Genomic DNA, 15,868 nt, shown 5'->3' with positions numbered 1-15,868 from the left:
CGCGCCGCGGCATGTTCGCGCTCCCACGGTGACCGCCCATCCCAAGGCACCGGCAAGGGAGTTGTGACGCTCATGCGATCCGACGCGACACGTCACCAGGACACGGCCCGCCCTCGTGGCACGGCCCGCCAGCAGGACATGGATCAGCCCCAGGGGGCAACGGACCATCAGGACACGGCAGTCCATCAGGACACGGCAGTCCAGCGGGACGCGGTGGCCCGTGAGGGCGAGGGAGCCCGTGAGGATGCGGTGGCCGGTCAGGGCGCGGCAGCCCATCAGGGCGCGGTGGCCCACGAGGGCACGGCGGCCCGTGAGGACACGGCGCCCGACCAGAGCTCCGACCGCCGTGAGGGCCGCCGCAACGCCAGCCGCGACCAGCACCCCCGGCCCGCCGGGCCCGACCCGCACTCCCGGCCCGAAGCCCCCCACCCCCCGCAGGCCGAGCCCCCTGCCACCGCCGGCGAACTCCCCCCGCCGCAGGCCGAGTCCCACAAGCCCCGCGCCGGAACCCACGCCCGCCGGGCGGAGTCCCGAGCCCAGCACGTCAAGTCCCGCGCACCGCACCGCAAGGCCCGCGACCGTCGGACGGAGCCGCACGGTCAGCGCGTCGAGCCGCGCACCCGGCGCGGCGAGTCCGGCCCGCCGTGCGCGGAGTCCGGCCAGCCGCGGAACAGGATCCGCCGGTCGCGCACCGAGTCCGCCCCGCCGCAGGACCGGCCCCGCCCGTCGCGGGCCGAGTCCCGCCTGCCGCAGGATCAGCCCCGCCGGTCGCAGACCGAGTCCCGTCCGCCGCAGACAGAGCTCCGCCCGTCGCGCACCGACACTCCCTCCCCGCAGGCCGATTCCCGCTCACCGCGGCCGGACTCGCCCTCCCCGCAGCCCGACTCCCGCCCGTCGCGCACCGACGCGCCCTCCCCGCAGGCCGATCCCCGCTCACCGCACCCCGACTCCCGCTCACCGCAAGCCGGTTCCCGTCCGCCGCACGGCGGCCCCCGCGCCGAGCGGTCGCGCTCGCAACGGCACCCCCACGACGACGCCCCCGACACCGCCGACGCCTTCCGCAGGCTGTGCGCGCTGCCGCAGGGGGCCGAGCGGGACGCGCTGCGGGAACAGGTGGTGCGGGCCTGGCTGCCCATGGCCGAGCGGCTCGCGGGCCGGTTCCGCAACCGTGGCGAGTCCCTCGACGACCTGCGGCAGGTCGCGGCCCTCGGCCTGGTGAAGGCCGTCGACCGCTACGACCCGCAGCGCGGCAACGCCTTCGAGAGCTACGCCGTGCCCACCGTCACCGGCGAGATCAAGCGGCACTTCCGCGACCACATGTGGACCCTGCACGTACCGCGCCGGGTCCAGGACCTGCGCAACCGCGTGCGGTTCGCCTGCCAGGACCTGTCCCAGACCGTGTCGGGGCGCGCGCCCACCGTCGCCGAGATCGCCGAGCGGGCCGGGATGAGCCGGGAGGACGCGGCCACCGGGCTCGAAGCGCTCGACAGCTTCACGGCGCTGTCCCTCGACGCCGAACTGCCGGGCAGCGACGACGGCTACGCGCTGCGCGACACGCTCGGCGGCCCCGACCCCGCGCTCGACGTCGTCGTCGACCGCGAGGCCGTCAAACCGCGCATCGCGGCGCTGCCCGAGCGCGAGCGGACCATCCTCTACATGCGGTTCTTCGGCGACATGACGCAGAGCCGCATCGCCGAGCACCTCGGCATCTCCCAGATGCACGTCTCGCGCCTCATCAGCCGCTGCTGCGGGCGCCTGCGCGACGAGGTCATGCGCGACACGGCCCGGCACACCGGGCGCCCGGTGTGCGCGGATTCCGAGGACGTCACGCCGAACGCCGCATAGCCAGGGCGATGTGACGGGACATCATGTCCACGGCCTGCGCCTCTGCCATCGAGAACGCGAGGCGCGGGCCGGTCCTGAACAGGCTGAGCACGCCCTCGACAGGACCGTTCGTACGGGTGGCGAGCGGCACGCACAGCAGGGACGTCACGTTCGCGCGTACGAGGACGGGGGCGCCGGACGCGTCCCGGCCGAAGCTGTCGGGCGGGTCAGGGCGCACCTGGAGCGTGGGCGCTCCGCAGCGCACCGTCTCCATCACCAGCGGACAGTCGATCGGCTCCTGGGCGAGCACGTCGGCCACCGGGCCGCCGCGCGGGCCGAGCACCAGCGTGCGCCGGGGCCGCGCGGCGCCCTCGTCGGTGATCACCCAGTCGGCGAACCGGCCGTGCAGCACGTCGGCGGCGCGCTGCAGGACCGCGGCGGGCTCGCCCGCGGGCGCCGTGAGCAGCGCGGCGGTCATCGTGTCCGCCAGTTCGAGGAGTTCGGCGTGCCGGGTCGCCTCCGCGAGGTCGGGCTTGCGGCCCTGCGGGCTCGGCGGCCGCGGGTCCTGCGTGCTCGCGGGCTGCAGCGCGACGAGGACCACCGTGCGCGGCTCGGTGCCGGGGCGCAGCGCGGTCAGCGTCGCCCGTACCGGCAGCTGGGGGTGGTGCTGGAGGCGCACCGTCAGGCTGCGGTCGCCCTCGCCGCGCGCCACCGCGGCGGCCTGTGAGCGGAACGCGCTGCGGTCCGACCGCGTCAGGAACCCGGTGAGGGGCCGCCCCGTCGCGTAGCCGCCGCGCACGCCGGTGAGACTCGTCGCCGCGAGGTTCATGCGCCGCACCACGGCCTCGGCGTCCACCAGGACGACCGGCACCGGCAACCGCTGGAAGACCGCGCGCAGCAGCCGCTGCTCCTCCCGGTCCGACGTGGCCGCCGCCGACGGTCCGTCGGTGAGCCGCTCGAACCCCGGCCACAGGCGCTCGACCACGTGGTCGAGCTCGAACAGCGCCGTATCGAGCATCGGGCGCAGATCCCCGGCGGGAGCGGAACGCGACGCCTTCAACTCCGCGACGCGGCGCACGAAGTCCGCCAGTTCCTCACCGAACTCCTCAGTTGGCGTCATGCCTCGAACGTATCCGCTGCGGCCGTTTTCCGGAGGGGTGCGAGGGAAGCCGAGAAGAAGGGAAAGAGGGAGGAACGCCGCGATGTCGATGTTGATCGGACAGGAAGGACCGGAATCCACGCTCCCGGCGCGCAGGCTCTCGGAGCTCGCCGAGCAGGCCGTGCGCTGCACCACCGCGTGCTGCGGCGCGGGCGCCACCGTCAGCGACGGCGGAGAGGAACTCCCCACCGCCGTCACGCACCCCGACCTCGCCGGGCTCGTCTCCGTCCAGCTGCGCTCCGGCGACGGTCCGATCCCCGCCGCGCAGGAGCAGGGGGAGCCGGTGGACGCGGAGGACCTGCTGCACGACGACCGCTGGCCCGAGTACCGGGCCCTCGCCCTCGACTCCGGCGTCCGCGCGAGCGTCACCCTGCCCTTCAAGCGCTCCGGGCTCACCCTCACCATCAGCCTCTTCAGCTTCCGCCCCGGCACCCTGGACGACGCCGTCTGCGGCCCCGCGCAGGCGCTCGGCGACCTCGCGACGGCCGGCCTCGTCCGCGACCGCCACTACCGCGCGGCGCTCACCGAGCTGGACCACCTGGGCGAGGCCCTGCGCACCCGCCCCGTCGTCGACCAGGCGTGCGGCATCGTCATGCACGTCCTGAGCTGCGACGCGGACGAGGCCTTCACCCTCCTGCGCCGCATCTCCCAGCGCACGAACCGCAAGCTCTCCGAGGTGGCGGCGGCCCTGGTGAGGACCCGCGGCAGGGGCCTGGAACGCGATCTGGCGACGCTGGCGGAGTAGCGGCGCGGGGCGGCCGGACAGAGCGCGCGGGGCAGCCGGACGGAGCGGCGCGGCGCACGGGCGGCCCGCGCCACGCCGCTCACCCGGCCGGAGGCCCTACCGCGCGGATGACGCCCAGTCAGGCTCGAATGACCTCATGCGCACTTCCGCACCCCTGACCCCGTTCCGCCGCCTCACCCCCCTCGCCGTCCCCGTGGCCACCGCCGCCCTCTGCCTCCTCGCCGCCGCCGCACCCGCTCACGCCGACAACACGGCCGCCGAAGTGACCCCCGACCGGGCCGCCCCCGGCGAACAGGTCACCGTCTCCGTCTCCTGCCCGGCCACGGGCGGGACGCCCCCGCAGACGATGGCCGCGACCTCGCAGGCGTTCGAGCAGGGCACGGTCCAGCTCCAGCGCGTCCAGAGCCAGAACCAGAGCCAGAACCAGAGCCAGAACGAGACGCTCACCGGCGTCGGGTACCAGGGCACCGCCCGCATCGCCGGAGCGGCGGGCTTCGCGCCCGGCGGGCCCGACGCGGTGGGCGAGGTGTCGGAGTGGTCCGTGGACGGCACCTGCCCCGGTGACGGCCAGTGGCAGGCCACGTTCACCGTCACCCGTTCCGCCTCGCCCACCCACACCGCGCCCACCCACACGGCCCACCCCGCCCCGCACGGCGTCCGCGCGGGCGAGGGCGGCACGTTCACCGATTCGCCCGCGGCCCTGGTCGCGGGCGGCGTCCTCGTCGCGGGCGCCTTCGGCCTCGCGGTGCACCGGATGCGCCGCGACCGCGCGTCAACCCGCTGACCACCGCGGAGCAAGCCGTCGGCCACCGGAAGGTGGAGCGGCGCCGCCGTGGGTACGCAGACACCCGACGGCACACGAATGGTCATTCCGGTGGCCACGGGAGCGCACGGAGGTGCCCATGCGGCGGTCGGACCACGCGGGACGCGGCCGCGTCCGGTATGGCCCACCCCTGCCGGAGCCGGGGCTTCCGGTGCTCGCGGAGCTCGCCGCCGTGGTCGCGTCCGCCGCGGGCCGCGCCCATGTGCAGCCACCCGGCGGCGACCCCGCGCTCCGCGAGGCGGCATACGGCTACTGGGCCCGCCGCGGCCTGCCCGTGGAGCGCGACCACGTCGCCGCGGCGCCCGGCGCGGCCCCGCTGCTGCTCGCGCTCGCCGCCGCGGTCGGCGGCGACGTCCTGCTGCCGCGCCCCTGCGCCGCCTGGTGGGAACCCCAGCTGCGGCTCCTCGGCCGGTCGGTCTACCACGTGCCGACGCCCGCCGAGTGCGGCGGCGCCCCCGACGCGTACGCGCTCCTGGAGACCGTACGGCGCGTCCGTGACGAAGGCGGCACGCCCCGGCTGCTCGTCCTGTCCGTCGCGGACGACCCGACGGCGACCGTGCCGCCGCCGGAGGTCGTGCACGAGGCCGTCGAGGCCGCGGCGGGCGAGGGCCTGCACATCGTCAGCGACGAGACCTGGCGCGACACCCTGCACCGGCCGCACGACACCGTCCTGGTCGGCCCCGCCGAGATGGACCCCGAGCGGGTCACCGTCGTCTGCGACCTCTCCGGGCCCTTCCTGCCGCCCGCCCTGCCCGCGGCCGTCGCCCGCTTCCCCGCGCACGGCGCCGGTGCCGCGCTGCGCGCCCGCACCCTCGACGTGCTCACCGCGCTCGGCGCGTCCCTCGCCGCACCGGCCGCCGCCGCGGCCGCGTACGCACTGGGCGAACCGGACGCGATCACCGCCCGCCTGACCGCCGCGAACCGGGTGCACGCGCGCGTGGCCGCCGCTCTCCGGGACACCCTCGTGGCCGCGGGCGCCCTCGCCCGGCCGCCCCGGGCGGGCCGCCACGTGTACGCGGACCTCGGCCCGCTGCGCGCCGCGCTCGCCGCGTCCGGCGCCACGGACGCGCAGGAACTGGAGGACCTCCTCCAGGAGCGGCTCGGCATGCCCGCCCCCGGAGGCCACCGCTTCGGCGACGACATCGACGCGCTGCGCGTACGCCTGTCCACGGGACCGTTCCTCGGCACGGGCCCGCAGGAGCGCGCGGACGCGCTCGCCGCGCCGGACCCGCTGGAATTGCCGCACGTGGAACGCGTGTTGACCATGGTCGGATCGGCCTTCGACGATCTCCGCGCAGAAGCACAGCGATGGGAGCCTCCTCGGTGACGCAGCAGACACAGCAGCCCGACACGGAGCCCGACACGGAGCCCGACGCCGACTCCGGGACCGCCCCCGGCACCGGCACCGGCAGTGATACGGAGTCGGCGACGGGGGAGGGCAGGGAGCGGGGCACGGTACAGACCGCGGCGCGGGCACGGCAGGCCGCAGGCAACGGGGGTGCGGGCGGCGTACGGGCCGCGCACGGCGCACCTGCCGCCGCCCCCCGTGCCCCCACCGTTCCCGCCGCCGTGCCGCGCACCCCCGCGCCGCGGCTGTGGCCGCGGTCGTTCGCGGACCGGCTCACCGCGCCGCTGCCCGGACTGCGCGCGTTCGCCCGGTTCGCCCGCGAGGGCGCGCTGCGGCCGGGGCCCGAGGGGCTCGCCGACATCCGGCAACTGCCGTTCGCGCCGGGGCCGCTGCCGCGCGTCGACTCCCGCACGGTCGCCGTGACCTGGGCGGGCCACGCCAGCTGGGTCGTCCGCGTCGGCGGCCTCACCGTGCTCACCGACCCCGTCTGGTCCCGGAAGATCCTCGGCACCCCGGCCCGCGTCACGCCCGTCGGCGTGGCCTGGAGCGCGCTGCCGCGCGTCGACGCCGTCGTCATCAGCCACAACCACTACGACCACCTGGACGCGCCCACCCTCAAGCGGCTGCCGCGCGACACCCCGCTGTTCGTGCCCGCGGGCCTCGGCCGCTGGTTCACCCGCCGCCGCTTCACCCGCGTCACCGAGCTCGACTGGTGGGAGTCCGCCGAACTCGGCGGGGTCCGCTTCGACTTCGTGCCCGCCCACCACTGGTCCAAGCGGGGCCTCAGGGACACCTGCCGCAGCCTGTGGGGCGGCTGGGTGCTCACCGACGCCGACGGGCAGCGGGTGTACTTCGCGGGCGACACCGGGTACGGGCACTGGTTCTCGCGGATCGGTGAGCGGTACCCCGGGATCGATCTGGCCCTCCTGCCGATCGGGGCGTACGACCCGCGCTGGTGGCTGCGGGATGTCCACTGCGATCCCGAGGAGGCGGTGCGGGCCGCCGTCGACGTGGGGGCGCGGCGGATGGCGCCCATGCACTGGGGGACGTTCCTGCTGTCGGCCGAGCCGGTGCTCGAGCCGTTGGTGCGGGTGCGTGCGGCGTGGGAGGCGGCGGGGTTGGAGCGGGGGGATCTGTGGGATCTGGCGGTGGGTGGGTCGCGGGTGCTTGCGGGGTGAGGCCCTTGAGGGGTGAGGCCCTCGCGGGTGGCGCCCCAGGCCCGCCCCTTCCCGAACCAGGGGGCTGCGCCCCTGGCACCCCCCTTCATCGCCGCTGCGCGGCTCGTCCTCAAACGCCGGACGGGCTGAAAGCCTTGCGCATCCGGCGCCAGATGGCCGGGGCGACGCTGATGAGCAGCGTCAGGCCCACCGCCAGGGCCACGCCCTGCCAGGGCTCGGGGAACAGGGAGCCGCCGAGGATGCCGATGAGCTGGTACGTCACCGACCACGCCAGGCACGCGGGCAGGTTGCCGCGGGCGAACTCGCGCACGGGCATCTTCGCCATCAGGCACGCCAGCATCACCGGGAGCCGGCCCGCGGGGACGAGCCGGGACAGGACGAGCACGAGCACGCCGTGGTCCTTGAGCTTGTCCTGGGCCTGCGCGAGCCGCTCCTCCGGGGCGCGGTCGCGGATGGCCTCCAGCCAGCGCGAGCCGTTCTTCGAGCGCATGCCGCGCCGCCCGAGCCAGTACAGGCCCATGTCGCCGGTGAACGCGGCGAGCGACGCCACGCCGAACACGATGAGCAGCGCGAACGGCGAGGTGTCGGTCTGGTGGAAGGCCACCACCGCCGCCGAACTCACCAGCGCGCCCGTCGGCACCACCGGCACCAGCGCGCCGAGCACCACCAGCAGGAACAGCGACGGATAGCCGACGGCCTGCTGCGTGGACTCCGGCGTCACCTGGGACGCCGCGGCGAGCATCATCGGGCGGCCTCCGGGCGGACGCTCTCGCCGTGCCCGAGGAGGTGCACGGCCACGTCCGGCGCCCGGCGCGCGGCCTGCCGGACGAACTCGTCGCCCGGGGCGTGGAATTCATGCGGCCGCACCGCGTCCATGCCGATCGGCCAGTACGTGCCGTAGTGCACCGGCACCGCGCTGCGCGGCGCCAGCCGGGCAAGCGCCTCCGCGGCACGCCCCGGGTCGAGGTGGCCGTGGCCGAGGTAGGGGCCCCAGCCGCCGACCGGGAGCAGCGCCACGTCGACGGGGCCGACCTCGTCGGCCATCGCGTCGAAGAGCCCGGTGTCACCGGCGAAGTAGGTGCGGGCCGCGCCCTCGACGACATAGCCGAGCGCGGGGGAGCGGTGCGGTCCGAGGGGCAGGCGGCGGCCGTCGTGCAGGGCGGGCACGACGCGTACGACGACACGGCCGCCGTCGCCGACCGGCACCTCGTCGCCCGGCGCGACCTCCGTGAACCGCAGGTGGGACAGCTTGCGCAGGCCCGGTACGGAGCGGGCGGCGCCGCGCGGGACCAGGGCGCGGGTGCCGGGGGCGAGCCGGGCCAGGGACGGCACGTGCAGATGGTCGGCGTGCAGATGGGACAGGAGGACGACGTCTGCGCGGGCGGCCTCCGGGGGCGGGACCGCTCCTCTGCGGCGGCGCAAGTGCGCGAGGCGGCGCACGAACAGCGGATCGGTCAGGACGCGGATGCCCGAGTCCTCGACCGTGCAGGTGGCATGGCCCCACCATGTGACCGTCATGTCCGCCCGCACCCGTTCCTCCTTCGTGTGACTGTCTCCGAGCCTACGGCCAGGAGTAGTGTCAACGGCTGACACCAGAGGTGAGGGGGGACGCCATGGGAAATCCCGGCGGGGGGAGCGGGGGCGGGCGTGCCGTGCGGGTCGCGGCGATCGCCAGCCTGACGCCTCTGGAGGAGCTGGACGCCGACCCGTTCCTGGTCGACTCGCGCAGTCAGCACGCCATGTGTGCGAAGTGGGCTGCCGCCCAGGGCTATGTGGTGACCCGTGAGCTCGTCGTACGGGGCTTGCGTACCGATCACGCCGTGCTCTGGAACGATGTCGACGCGGGCCTCGTCGACCTCTTCGTCGTGCCCAGCCGCCGTGTGCTCGAGCGGGCGTTGCGGTCGGCGGACGAGTTCACCGCGGAGTGTGCGCGGCGGGGGGTGCGGGTGGAGACCGCGGGGCTTGCGGAGCCGTGTTACGACTCCCACATGAAGGCGCGGGTGCACCGCAGGTTGTCCATGCCAACAGCTGGCTACGACGGCTGCTAACCCAGGCGTCCCGCCCCCGCGCCCCGTAGCGGCCTCCGCCCCACCGCTCCGCGGCGGCCTCCCACCCACCCGCCCGTAACCCTCGCCCCCGGCGCACCGCCAGCGGCCTCCCACCCACCCGCGCGCCCCTCACCCCCGGCGCCCCGCTCCGGCTTGGGTCCCACCGCTCCGCGGCGGGCTTCCCACCCGCCCGCCCGTAACCCTCGCCCCCGGCGCCCCGCCAGCGGCCTCCGCCCGCCCGCGCGCCCCTCACCTCCGGCGCCCTGCTGCGGCTTGGGTCCCACCGCTCCGCGGTGGCTTTCCCACCCGCCCGCCCATGACTGTCGCCCCCGGCGCCCCGTGGCGGCCTCCGTCCCACCGCTCCGCGGCGGGCTCCCACCCACCCTCCCGTGACCCTCGTCCCCGGCGCACCGTCGGGGGCTTCCGCCCGCCCGCGCGCCCCTCACCTCCGGCGCCCCGTGGCGGCTTGGGTCCCACCGCTCCGCGGTGGGCTTGCCACCCGCCCGCCCGTGATGCTTGTCCCCGGCGTACCGTCGGCGGCTTCCCGCTCGCCCATGTGACTGTTGCCCCCGGCGCCCTGCCGTGGCTGCCGTCCCACCGCTCCGCGGTGGCTTTCCCACCCGCCCGCCCATGACTGTCGCCCCGGCCCACCCTCTGCGGCTCACGCCCACCGCTCCGCGGTGGGCTTCCCACCCGCCCGCCCATGGCCCTCGCCCCCGGCGCACCGCCAGCGGCCTCCCACGCACCCGCGCGCCCCTCACCCCCGGCGTTCCCTCGCACTTTCCGTCCCGCCCGCCCACTCGTTGCGCTTGGCGCCGAGGTTGCCCCCTGCGGGTCGGCCGGGGACCACAGTCACGGGCGGGTGGGTGGGATGCCCGCCGCGGAGCGGTGGGCCGGAAGCCGCGGAGGTTGGGCTGGGGCGGCGCCTCGTGAGGGTGGTCGGCGGAGGCCGCGAGGGTGAGCGTGGGGGAGGCGGAGGCTGTCAGCGGTGGGCCGGGGACCAGGGTCACGGGCGGGCGGGTGGGAAGCCACCGCGGAGCGGTGGGCGTCAGCCGCAGAGGGTGCGCCGGGGACAAGCATCACGGGCGGGTGGGTGGGCAGCCCGCCGCGGAGCGGTGGGCCGGAAGCCGCGACGGTGCGCCGAGTCGAGGGTGCCCGGGGGCGCTGGGGTCGAGGGTGTCCAGGGGCTACGGGGCTACGGGGCTACGGGGCTACGGGGCTACGGGGCTACGGGGTGCCGGGGTGGCGGGCGGTGAGGTGGTGGGGTGGCGGGGGCTGGGGTGAGGCTGTCCGGGGCGTTGGGGCAGGGGTTCGGGGCCTCGGGGCCAGGGTGGGTGGGGGGTTGTGCAAGGGTGGGGGGACGGTAGGAATGGCGAGGCGGGGCGACGGTGCGCGACGGGCGATGGCGGACACTAGGACGCGCGCTGTGGCGCGTGACCGCGGTATGGGCGGTGAGCACGCTCACGATGCTCGCCCTCGCCGGCATCCTGCCGGACTTCAAGCTCCAGTCCGACGACGGCGACAGCGCCACCCGCATCGCGGTGACGGCGGCCCTGGGCGCGGGCGCCTTCGGCCTGCTCTCCGCCCTGGTGTGGCCCCTCCTCGTCCGTGCCCTGCTCCTCGTACCCGCCCTGGTACTCGGCCTGCTCAACTTCTTCCTCAACGGGTCGCTGCTGCTGCTCGCCCTGCGCCTCATCCCGGACGGCCGCGGCGACGCCAACGCCGAGACCGCCGTCGTCGTCGCGGCCGTGATGTCGGCGGTCGCGTCGGCGACGGGCGGCGCCCTCGCCGTCCGTGACGACGACGCGTACCGCCGTCGCCTGTACCGCCTGGCCGACCGCAGGCGCCGCCGCGCCGAGGCCCCGCGCGGCCCGTCCACGCCGGGCACGGTCTTCATCCAGCTGGACGGCGTGGGACACGACGTCCTCGACGGCGCGGTGCGCAAGGGCCTCATGCCCACCGTCGCCCGCTGGCTCGGCACCCACGACGGCGCGGCCACCCACCGCCTCACCCCCTGGCGCACCGACTGGTCGAGCCAGACCGGCGCGAGCCAGCTCGGCATCCTGCACGGCAGCACGTACGACGTCCCCGCCTTCCGCTGGTACGAGAAGGACACCGGCGAGGTGATGGTGTCCAACCGGCCCGCGTCCGCCGTGGAGCTGCAGCGCCGCGCCGTCGCCCGCACCGGCAGCGGCGGTCTGCTCACCCTCGACGGCGCGAGCCGCGGGAATCTGTTCAGTGGGGGTGCCGAGCAGCTGGCTCTGGTGCTGTCGATGGCCGCTCGCCGAGGGAAGGAGAATCGGTCGCGTGCCGGGTACTTCGCCTACTTCTCCGACCCCGCCAACGCCGTCCGCACCGCCCTGTCCTTCATCGCCGAGGTCGGCAGGGAGATCGGCGAGTCGACCCACGCCCGGATCCGCAGGCGCCGCCCGCGGGTGAGCCGCGGCGGGCTCTACCCGTTCATCCGGGCCTTCGCGACCGTCGTGGAGCGCGACGTCGTGGTCGCCGCCGTCATCGGGGACATGCTCGCCGGGCGCGCCGCCGTGTACGCGGACCTGGTGGCGTACGACGAGGTCGCCCACCACTCCGGGCCCGCGAGCGGCGACGCCGAGCGGGTCCTGCGGCGGCTCGACCGGTCCCTCGCCCTGCTCGCCCAGGTCGCCGAGCACGCCCCGCGCCCGTACCGCATCGTGCTCCTCTCGGACCACGGCCAGAGCCCCGGCGAGACGTTCCGCGCCCGCTACGGCCTCACCCTCGGCGACCTGGTGCGGGCCGGGTGCGGCCTGCCCGTGCCGCGCAAGGCGCAGCGCACCCACAGCGGCGCCGAGGCCCGCTCGGCGGTGCGGGCGGCGCTGCGCAGGCCCGTCGAGGAGGGCAAGGGCGAGCACCGGCCGCGCCGCCGCGCCGAGCCGATCGTGCTGGCCTCGGGCAACCTCGGCCTGGTGTCGTTCCCCGACGTGTCCCACCGCATGACGCGCGAGGAGATCGACGACCGCCATCCGGCGCTCCTGCCGACGCTCGCCAACCATCCGGGCGTCGGGTTCCTGCTCGTCCGCAGTGCGGAGCGCGGGCCGCTCGTCATGGGCGCGCGCGGCGTCGAGGTGTACCTCGACGAGCTCGACGGCCTCGACGCCGACGCGGACCCCGCGGTCCTCGGGCCGCTCGCCGACTTCGGGCCCGGCGCCGCCGACGTCGTGCGGCGCACCGACTCCTTCCCGCACACCGCCGACATCATGGTCAACTCCGCGTACGACCCGCAGGACGGCGAAGTGCTCGCCTTCGAGGAGCAGATCGGCTCGCACGGCGGGCTCGGCGGCGCCCAGTCCCGGCCGTTCCTGCTCTCGCCGCTCGCGCTGCCGCCGCCCGTCGACGAGGGCGGCGAACTCGTCGGCGCGGAGGCCGTGCACCAGGTGCTCCGGCGCTGGCTGGGCGAGGGGTTCGGGCCGGAAGTGCCCCTCGTCACACCCATGGATGATCGCCTTCCGGAAGCGGGGGCGCCGACAGCTTTTTCGGCCGCCGACCCCGTCGTACAGGACAAAGCGCAGTGATTTTGCGCTGAGTGGGCGGTGCCCGACCATTGCCTGCGCCCGGCGATCCCGGGCGCCCGGCACGAGGAGAGGCGCACCACCCCATGCACGACACCGGAACCGCACCCCCGCCGGCTCCGGCGCTCCAGCAGGACACGGCCCGCGAGGAGGACAAGCCGGCCGCCCCGCACGACGGCGACAAGCACGCCCGCCGGTTCGGGCTCCCCGTCGCCACCTGCCTCGTCATGGGCAACATCATCGGCGGCGGCATCTTCCTGCTCCCGGCCTCCGTCGCGCCGTTCGGCACCGTCAGCCTCGTCGCGTTCGCCGTCCTGACCGCCGGGGCCATCGCGCTCGCCCTGGTCTTCGGCCGGCTCGCCCGGCGCGACCCGCGCACCGGCGGGCCGTACGTGTACGCGCGTGAGGCGTTCGGCGACTTCGCGGGCTTCCTCGCCGCGTGGGCGTACTGGATCACGACGTGGGTGTCCAACGCGGCGCTCGCCGTCGCCGCCGTCGGCTACCTCGACGTGCTGATGCCGGTCACCGACCACAAGTGGACCGCCTGCCTGGCCGCCCTCGTCCTGCAGCTCCTGCCCGCGCTCGCCAACTTCGCCGGGACGCGGTACGTGGGCGCCGTGCAGCTCGTCGCCACCGTGCTGAAGTTCCTGCCGCTGCTGCTCGTCGCGTTCGGCGGGCTCTTCTTCTTCGACCCGGACAACCTCGGGCCGTTCCAGGCCAGTGACGACAGCGCGATCGGCGCGGTGTCCGCGTCCGCCGCGATCCTGCTCTTCTCCTACCTGGGCGTCGAGTCGGCGGCCGTCAGCGCCGGTGAGGTGCGCGACCCGCGGCGCAACGTCGGCCGGGCCACCATCCTCGGCACGCTCGGCGCGGCCCTGGTCTATCTGCTCGGCACGCTCGCCGTGTTCGGCACCGTCGCGCACGACAAGCTCGTCACGTCCACCGCGCCGTTCTCGGACGCCGTCGACGTCATGTTCGGCGGGTCGTGGGGCGGCACCGCCGTCGCCGTCGCCGCGCTCGTGTCGATGGTCGGCGCCCTGAACGGCTGGACGCTCCTGAGCGCCCAGACGCCGTACGCCGCCGCCCGCGACGGGCTCTTCCCCGCCGTGTTCGCGAAGAAGAAGCGCGGCGTGCCGACGGCGGGCGTCCTCGTGACCGTCGTCCTCGCCTCGCTCCTGACCGTCTACAACTACACGGCGGGCGCGTCCGGGGTCTTCGAGGTCCTGGTGCTCGTCACGACGTTCACCGCGACCGTGCCGTACCTCCTCGCGACCGCCGCGCAGATCTACTTCCTCGCCTCCGGGCAGCACGACCGCGTCAACCGCTCGCGCCTGGTGCGGGACGCGGTGCTCGCCGCGGGCGCGTTCGGGTTCTCGATGTGGCTGGTCGCGGGCGCCGGGTACGCGGCGGTCTACCAGGGCGTGCTCTTCCTGTTCGCGGGCGTCCTCGTGTACGCGTGGATGGCGGCCCGCAAGAAGCGGACCGCCACCCCCTGACGCCCGACCCCCGTCGGGGCCCCTTCCGCTACCGGGCCAGCGGCACCGTCACCCAGCGCTGGGTCTTGTACTCGCTGCCCGCGGCGCCGATCTCGATGAGCTTGCGGGCCGCCGGGTAGGCCTCGTTGCCCTCGACCTCGTAGCCCACGGAGAACGTGCCGGGCACGTCCCTGACCTCGGGCTCCGGCGCGGCCGCGGCGGAGGCGTCGCCGCCCGAACCGCGGACCGCGAGCTCGGCGAGCAGCCGCTGCTGCGCGGCGGCGAGCGCCTCGTTCGGGTCGCTGATCGCCGGGACCTCCCTGGCCGCCGTGCCCTCACCCGTCGGCGCCGCGACCCGGCTGGACGGCGCGCGCGAGCTGCCGGTGGCCTGCCGCGTCGACAGCTGCGCCTGCACGACCGTGCCGTCGTTGTCGAGGCCGACGCGGATCACGCCGCGGTCGGGCGTGATGACGGGGACGCCGTCGAAGGCCTGCCGGAACGTGACGTGCGTCTGCACGGTCGTCGGCGCGCCGAGCTCCGAGCCGTCCTTCGTGCCGGAGTTCTGCATCAGGTCGTGCACGCTGTCGACGACCAGCTCCGCGCCGTCGGCGTGCTGCTCGGCGAAGGCCCGCGCGAGCTCGACCGCGCGGTCCGTCGCCAGCGGCGTGGTGTTGCGGTGGTTGGGCTCGGCGAGCCGCACCCAGCGCACCGCGTGCGGGCCCGTGGACACCGTGCGGTCACCGGAGCTCGCGCTGAGCACGCCCTGCCGCTCCACCTGCACCTCTTCGAGGGCCGCCGCCGGGAAGGATGCGAGCCGCCCCGCCCGGGCGAGCTCGGCGCTCGGGTCGCGCGGCGCGAGCTGGACGACCTCGGCGCCCTGGGGCGCCGCCGTCAGCTGCTCGCCGAGCGATTCGCGCGCGTAGTACCAGCGCCACGCGTACCAGTTGTCCGGCACGGCGTCGCGGTAGAAGTTCCGCTCCGTGTTGAGGCGGCCCTCGGCCTCGGCCTGGGTCGCGCCGACCGCGCAGACGGACGGGGCCTGGTGCGTCGAGATGTCCCAGCTCGCGTTCAGCCAGGCGTCGCAGAACGTCTGCCCCGACCGCCACTTCTCCCAGAACTTCTTGCCGTAGTCGGGGTTGTCGACGCTGGTCGTCTCGAACCCGAACAGCATGCGGAAGCCGACGTTGGGCCCCGCCCACGTACGGATCGGCGAGTGCCCGCCGAGGACCCGCAGCGACAGGCAGGTGGACCAGAAGACGTACTTGGCCTTCTCGTTGCCGAGTGCCATCCGCGAGGAGACGGCGTCCGTGCGGCCGTCCCAGGCCGCGCCGAGCGGCGCGTAGAACACGCCGTTGCCGTCCATGGTGCCGTGGCCCGAGTGGTACACGGCGCACACCGCGTCCATGCCGTAGCGGTCCTGCCAGTTGTCGTACGTCTCCTCGTACGCCCACACCTGGACGCCCCCGTCGGCGAACCAGAAGTTGCGGTCGTAGAACTGCTGCAGGTACGCCAGGAAGCCGATGGCGTCCTCGTGGGTGTAGTACAGCGGTGAAGCGGTGGCGAACTTCTCGATGCTGAACGCGCCCCACCAGCCGAACGTGGAGTCCCGCTCCCCGGCCGCGCCCGGCTTCTCCAGTTCCAGCGGAGACGGTCCGCGGTCCGCGTAGATCATGCGCATGGTCTGACCCCCTGGGTGATCTCCCCCTCGCGTGGCTGAACCGCA

The 15,868-nt window shown here is 75.4% G+C and carries 12 protein-coding genes; 8 read left to right on the top strand and 4 right to left on the bottom strand.

All coding sequences use genetic code 11. The features are described 5' to 3' along the window. Window positions 1-1,065: 1,065 nt before the first annotated feature. A complete protein-coding gene (locus tag ACFWZ5_RS07750) occupies window positions 1,066-1,845 on the top strand; it encodes an RNA polymerase sigma factor SigF (RefSeq protein ID WP_384801019.1) in 780 nt (259 codons plus the stop codon). Here ACFWZ5_RS07750 and ACFWZ5_RS07745 read toward each other — a convergent pair. Continuing rightward, the gene (locus tag ACFWZ5_RS07745; protein ID WP_384801001.1) at window positions 1,826-2,944 is read right to left on the bottom strand and encodes a PAS domain-containing protein; all 1,119 of its coding nucleotides are present in this window, start codon (window positions 2,942-2,944) and stop codon (window positions 1,826-1,828) included. The two genes, ACFWZ5_RS07750 and ACFWZ5_RS07745, sit on opposite strands and share 20 nt — an antisense overlap. Before the next feature lie 82 nt (window positions 2,945-3,026). Here ACFWZ5_RS07745 and ACFWZ5_RS07740 point away from each other — a divergent pair, with 82 nt between their 5' ends. From ACFWZ5_RS07740 to ACFWZ5_RS07725, 4 genes are all read left to right on the top strand, one after another. Continuing rightward, window positions 3,027-3,728 (top strand): ANTAR domain-containing response regulator, encoded by a 702-nt coding sequence (locus ACFWZ5_RS07740; RefSeq protein ID WP_384801004.1) that lies wholly within the window; start codon window positions 3,027-3,029, stop codon window positions 3,726-3,728. A 136-nt stretch (window positions 3,729-3,864) separates the two neighbouring features. Beyond that, window positions 3,865-4,512, top strand: a complete 648-nt coding sequence (locus ACFWZ5_RS07735) for a hypothetical protein (protein WP_384801006.1) — start codon at window positions 3,865-3,867, stop codon at window positions 4,510-4,512. Between the two features lie 118 nt (window positions 4,513-4,630). Continuing rightward, window positions 4,631-5,878, top strand: a complete 1,248-nt coding sequence (locus ACFWZ5_RS07730) for an aminotransferase class I/II-fold pyridoxal phosphate-dependent enzyme (protein WP_384801008.1) — start codon at window positions 4,631-4,633, stop codon at window positions 5,876-5,878. Beyond that, the gene (locus tag ACFWZ5_RS07725) at window positions 5,875-7,077 is read left to right on the top strand and encodes an MBL fold metallo-hydrolase (RefSeq protein ID WP_384801011.1); all 1,203 of its coding nucleotides are present in this window, start codon (window positions 5,875-5,877) and stop codon (window positions 7,075-7,077) included. The genes ACFWZ5_RS07730 and ACFWZ5_RS07725 overlap by 4 nt, the downstream gene beginning before the upstream one ends. A 109-nt stretch (window positions 7,078-7,186) precedes the next feature. Here the strand turns inward: ACFWZ5_RS07725 and ACFWZ5_RS07720 are convergent, their stop codons facing one another. Together ACFWZ5_RS07720 and ACFWZ5_RS07715 are read right to left on the bottom strand one after the other, a co-directional pair. Further along, window positions 7,187-7,819: a DedA family protein gene (locus ACFWZ5_RS07720; protein WP_384801022.1), complete on the bottom strand. Its 633-nt coding sequence runs from the start codon at window positions 7,817-7,819 to the stop codon at window positions 7,187-7,189. After that, window positions 7,819-8,595: an MBL fold metallo-hydrolase gene (locus ACFWZ5_RS07715; RefSeq protein ID WP_384801013.1), complete on the bottom strand. Its 777-nt coding sequence runs from the start codon at window positions 8,593-8,595 to the stop codon at window positions 7,819-7,821. The genes ACFWZ5_RS07720 and ACFWZ5_RS07715 overlap by 1 nt, the downstream gene beginning before the upstream one ends. A 95-nt stretch (window positions 8,596-8,690) precedes the next feature. On the opposite strand from ACFWZ5_RS07715, the gene ACFWZ5_RS07710 reads away from it, so the two are divergent. The 3 genes from ACFWZ5_RS07710 (at window position 8,691) to ACFWZ5_RS07700 (ending at window position 14,166) form a co-directional block, all read left to right on the top strand. Then, complete coding sequence (locus tag ACFWZ5_RS07710; RefSeq protein WP_384801016.1) at window positions 8,691-9,125, top strand: hypothetical protein; 435 nt, start codon at window positions 8,691-8,693, stop codon at window positions 9,123-9,125. 1,388 nt (window positions 9,126-10,513) lie between these two features. Continuing rightward, window positions 10,514-12,673, top strand: coding sequence for a phage holin family protein (locus tag ACFWZ5_RS07705; protein ID WP_384890527.1), 2,160 nt, complete (start codon window positions 10,514-10,516; stop codon window positions 12,671-12,673). 83 nt (window positions 12,674-12,756) lie between these two features. Next, window positions 12,757-14,166, top strand: coding sequence for an amino acid permease (locus tag ACFWZ5_RS07700; protein WP_384802168.1), 1,410 nt, complete (start codon window positions 12,757-12,759; stop codon window positions 14,164-14,166). A 28-nt stretch (window positions 14,167-14,194) separates the two neighbouring features. Here ACFWZ5_RS07700 and ACFWZ5_RS07695 read toward each other — a convergent pair whose 3' ends face one another. Then, window positions 14,195-15,823 (bottom strand): DUF6345 domain-containing protein, encoded by a 1,629-nt coding sequence (locus ACFWZ5_RS07695; RefSeq protein WP_384802171.1) that lies wholly within the window; start codon window positions 15,821-15,823, stop codon window positions 14,195-14,197. Window positions 15,824-15,868 lie beyond the last annotated feature (45 nt).

Origin of the sequence: Streptomyces sp. NPDC059003 (assembly GCF_042740445.1) — a bacterium.
Taxonomy (GTDB): Bacteria; Actinomycetota; Actinomycetes; order Streptomycetales; family Streptomycetaceae; genus Streptomyces.
The sequence above is the reverse complement of the archived record's forward strand: the minus strand, read 5'-3'. Positions and strand labels throughout refer to the sequence as shown.

Bases quoted from the DNA above. Each gene is read 5' to 3' on its own strand.
- ACFWZ5_RS07745 (WP_384801001.1), bottom strand. From the start codon at position 2,944: ATGACGCCAACTGAGGAGTTCGGTGAGGAACTGGCGGACTTCGTGCGC.
- ACFWZ5_RS07740 (WP_384801004.1), top strand. From the start codon at position 3,027: ATGTCGATGTTGATCGGACAGGAAGGACCGGAATCCACGCTCCCGGCG.
- ACFWZ5_RS07735 (WP_384801006.1), top strand. From the start codon at position 3,865: ATGCGCACTTCCGCACCCCTGACCCCGTTCCGCCGCCTCACCCCCCTC.
- ACFWZ5_RS07730 (WP_384801008.1), top strand. From the start codon at position 4,631: ATGCGGCGGTCGGACCACGCGGGACGCGGCCGCGTCCGGTATGGCCCA.
- ACFWZ5_RS07720 (WP_384801022.1), bottom strand. From the start codon at position 7,819: ATGCTCGCCGCGGCGTCCCAGGTGACGCCGGAGTCCACGCAGCAGGCC.
- ACFWZ5_RS07715 (WP_384801013.1), bottom strand. From the start codon at position 8,595: ATGACGGTCACATGGTGGGGCCATGCCACCTGCACGGTCGAGGACTCG.
- ACFWZ5_RS07710 (WP_384801016.1), top strand. From the start codon at position 8,691: ATGGGAAATCCCGGCGGGGGGAGCGGGGGCGGGCGTGCCGTGCGGGTC.
- ACFWZ5_RS07700 (WP_384802168.1), top strand. From the start codon at position 12,757: ATGCACGACACCGGAACCGCACCCCCGCCGGCTCCGGCGCTCCAGCAG.
- ACFWZ5_RS07695 (WP_384802171.1), bottom strand. From the start codon at position 15,823: ATGCGCATGATCTACGCGGACCGCGGACCGTCTCCGCTGGAACTGGAG.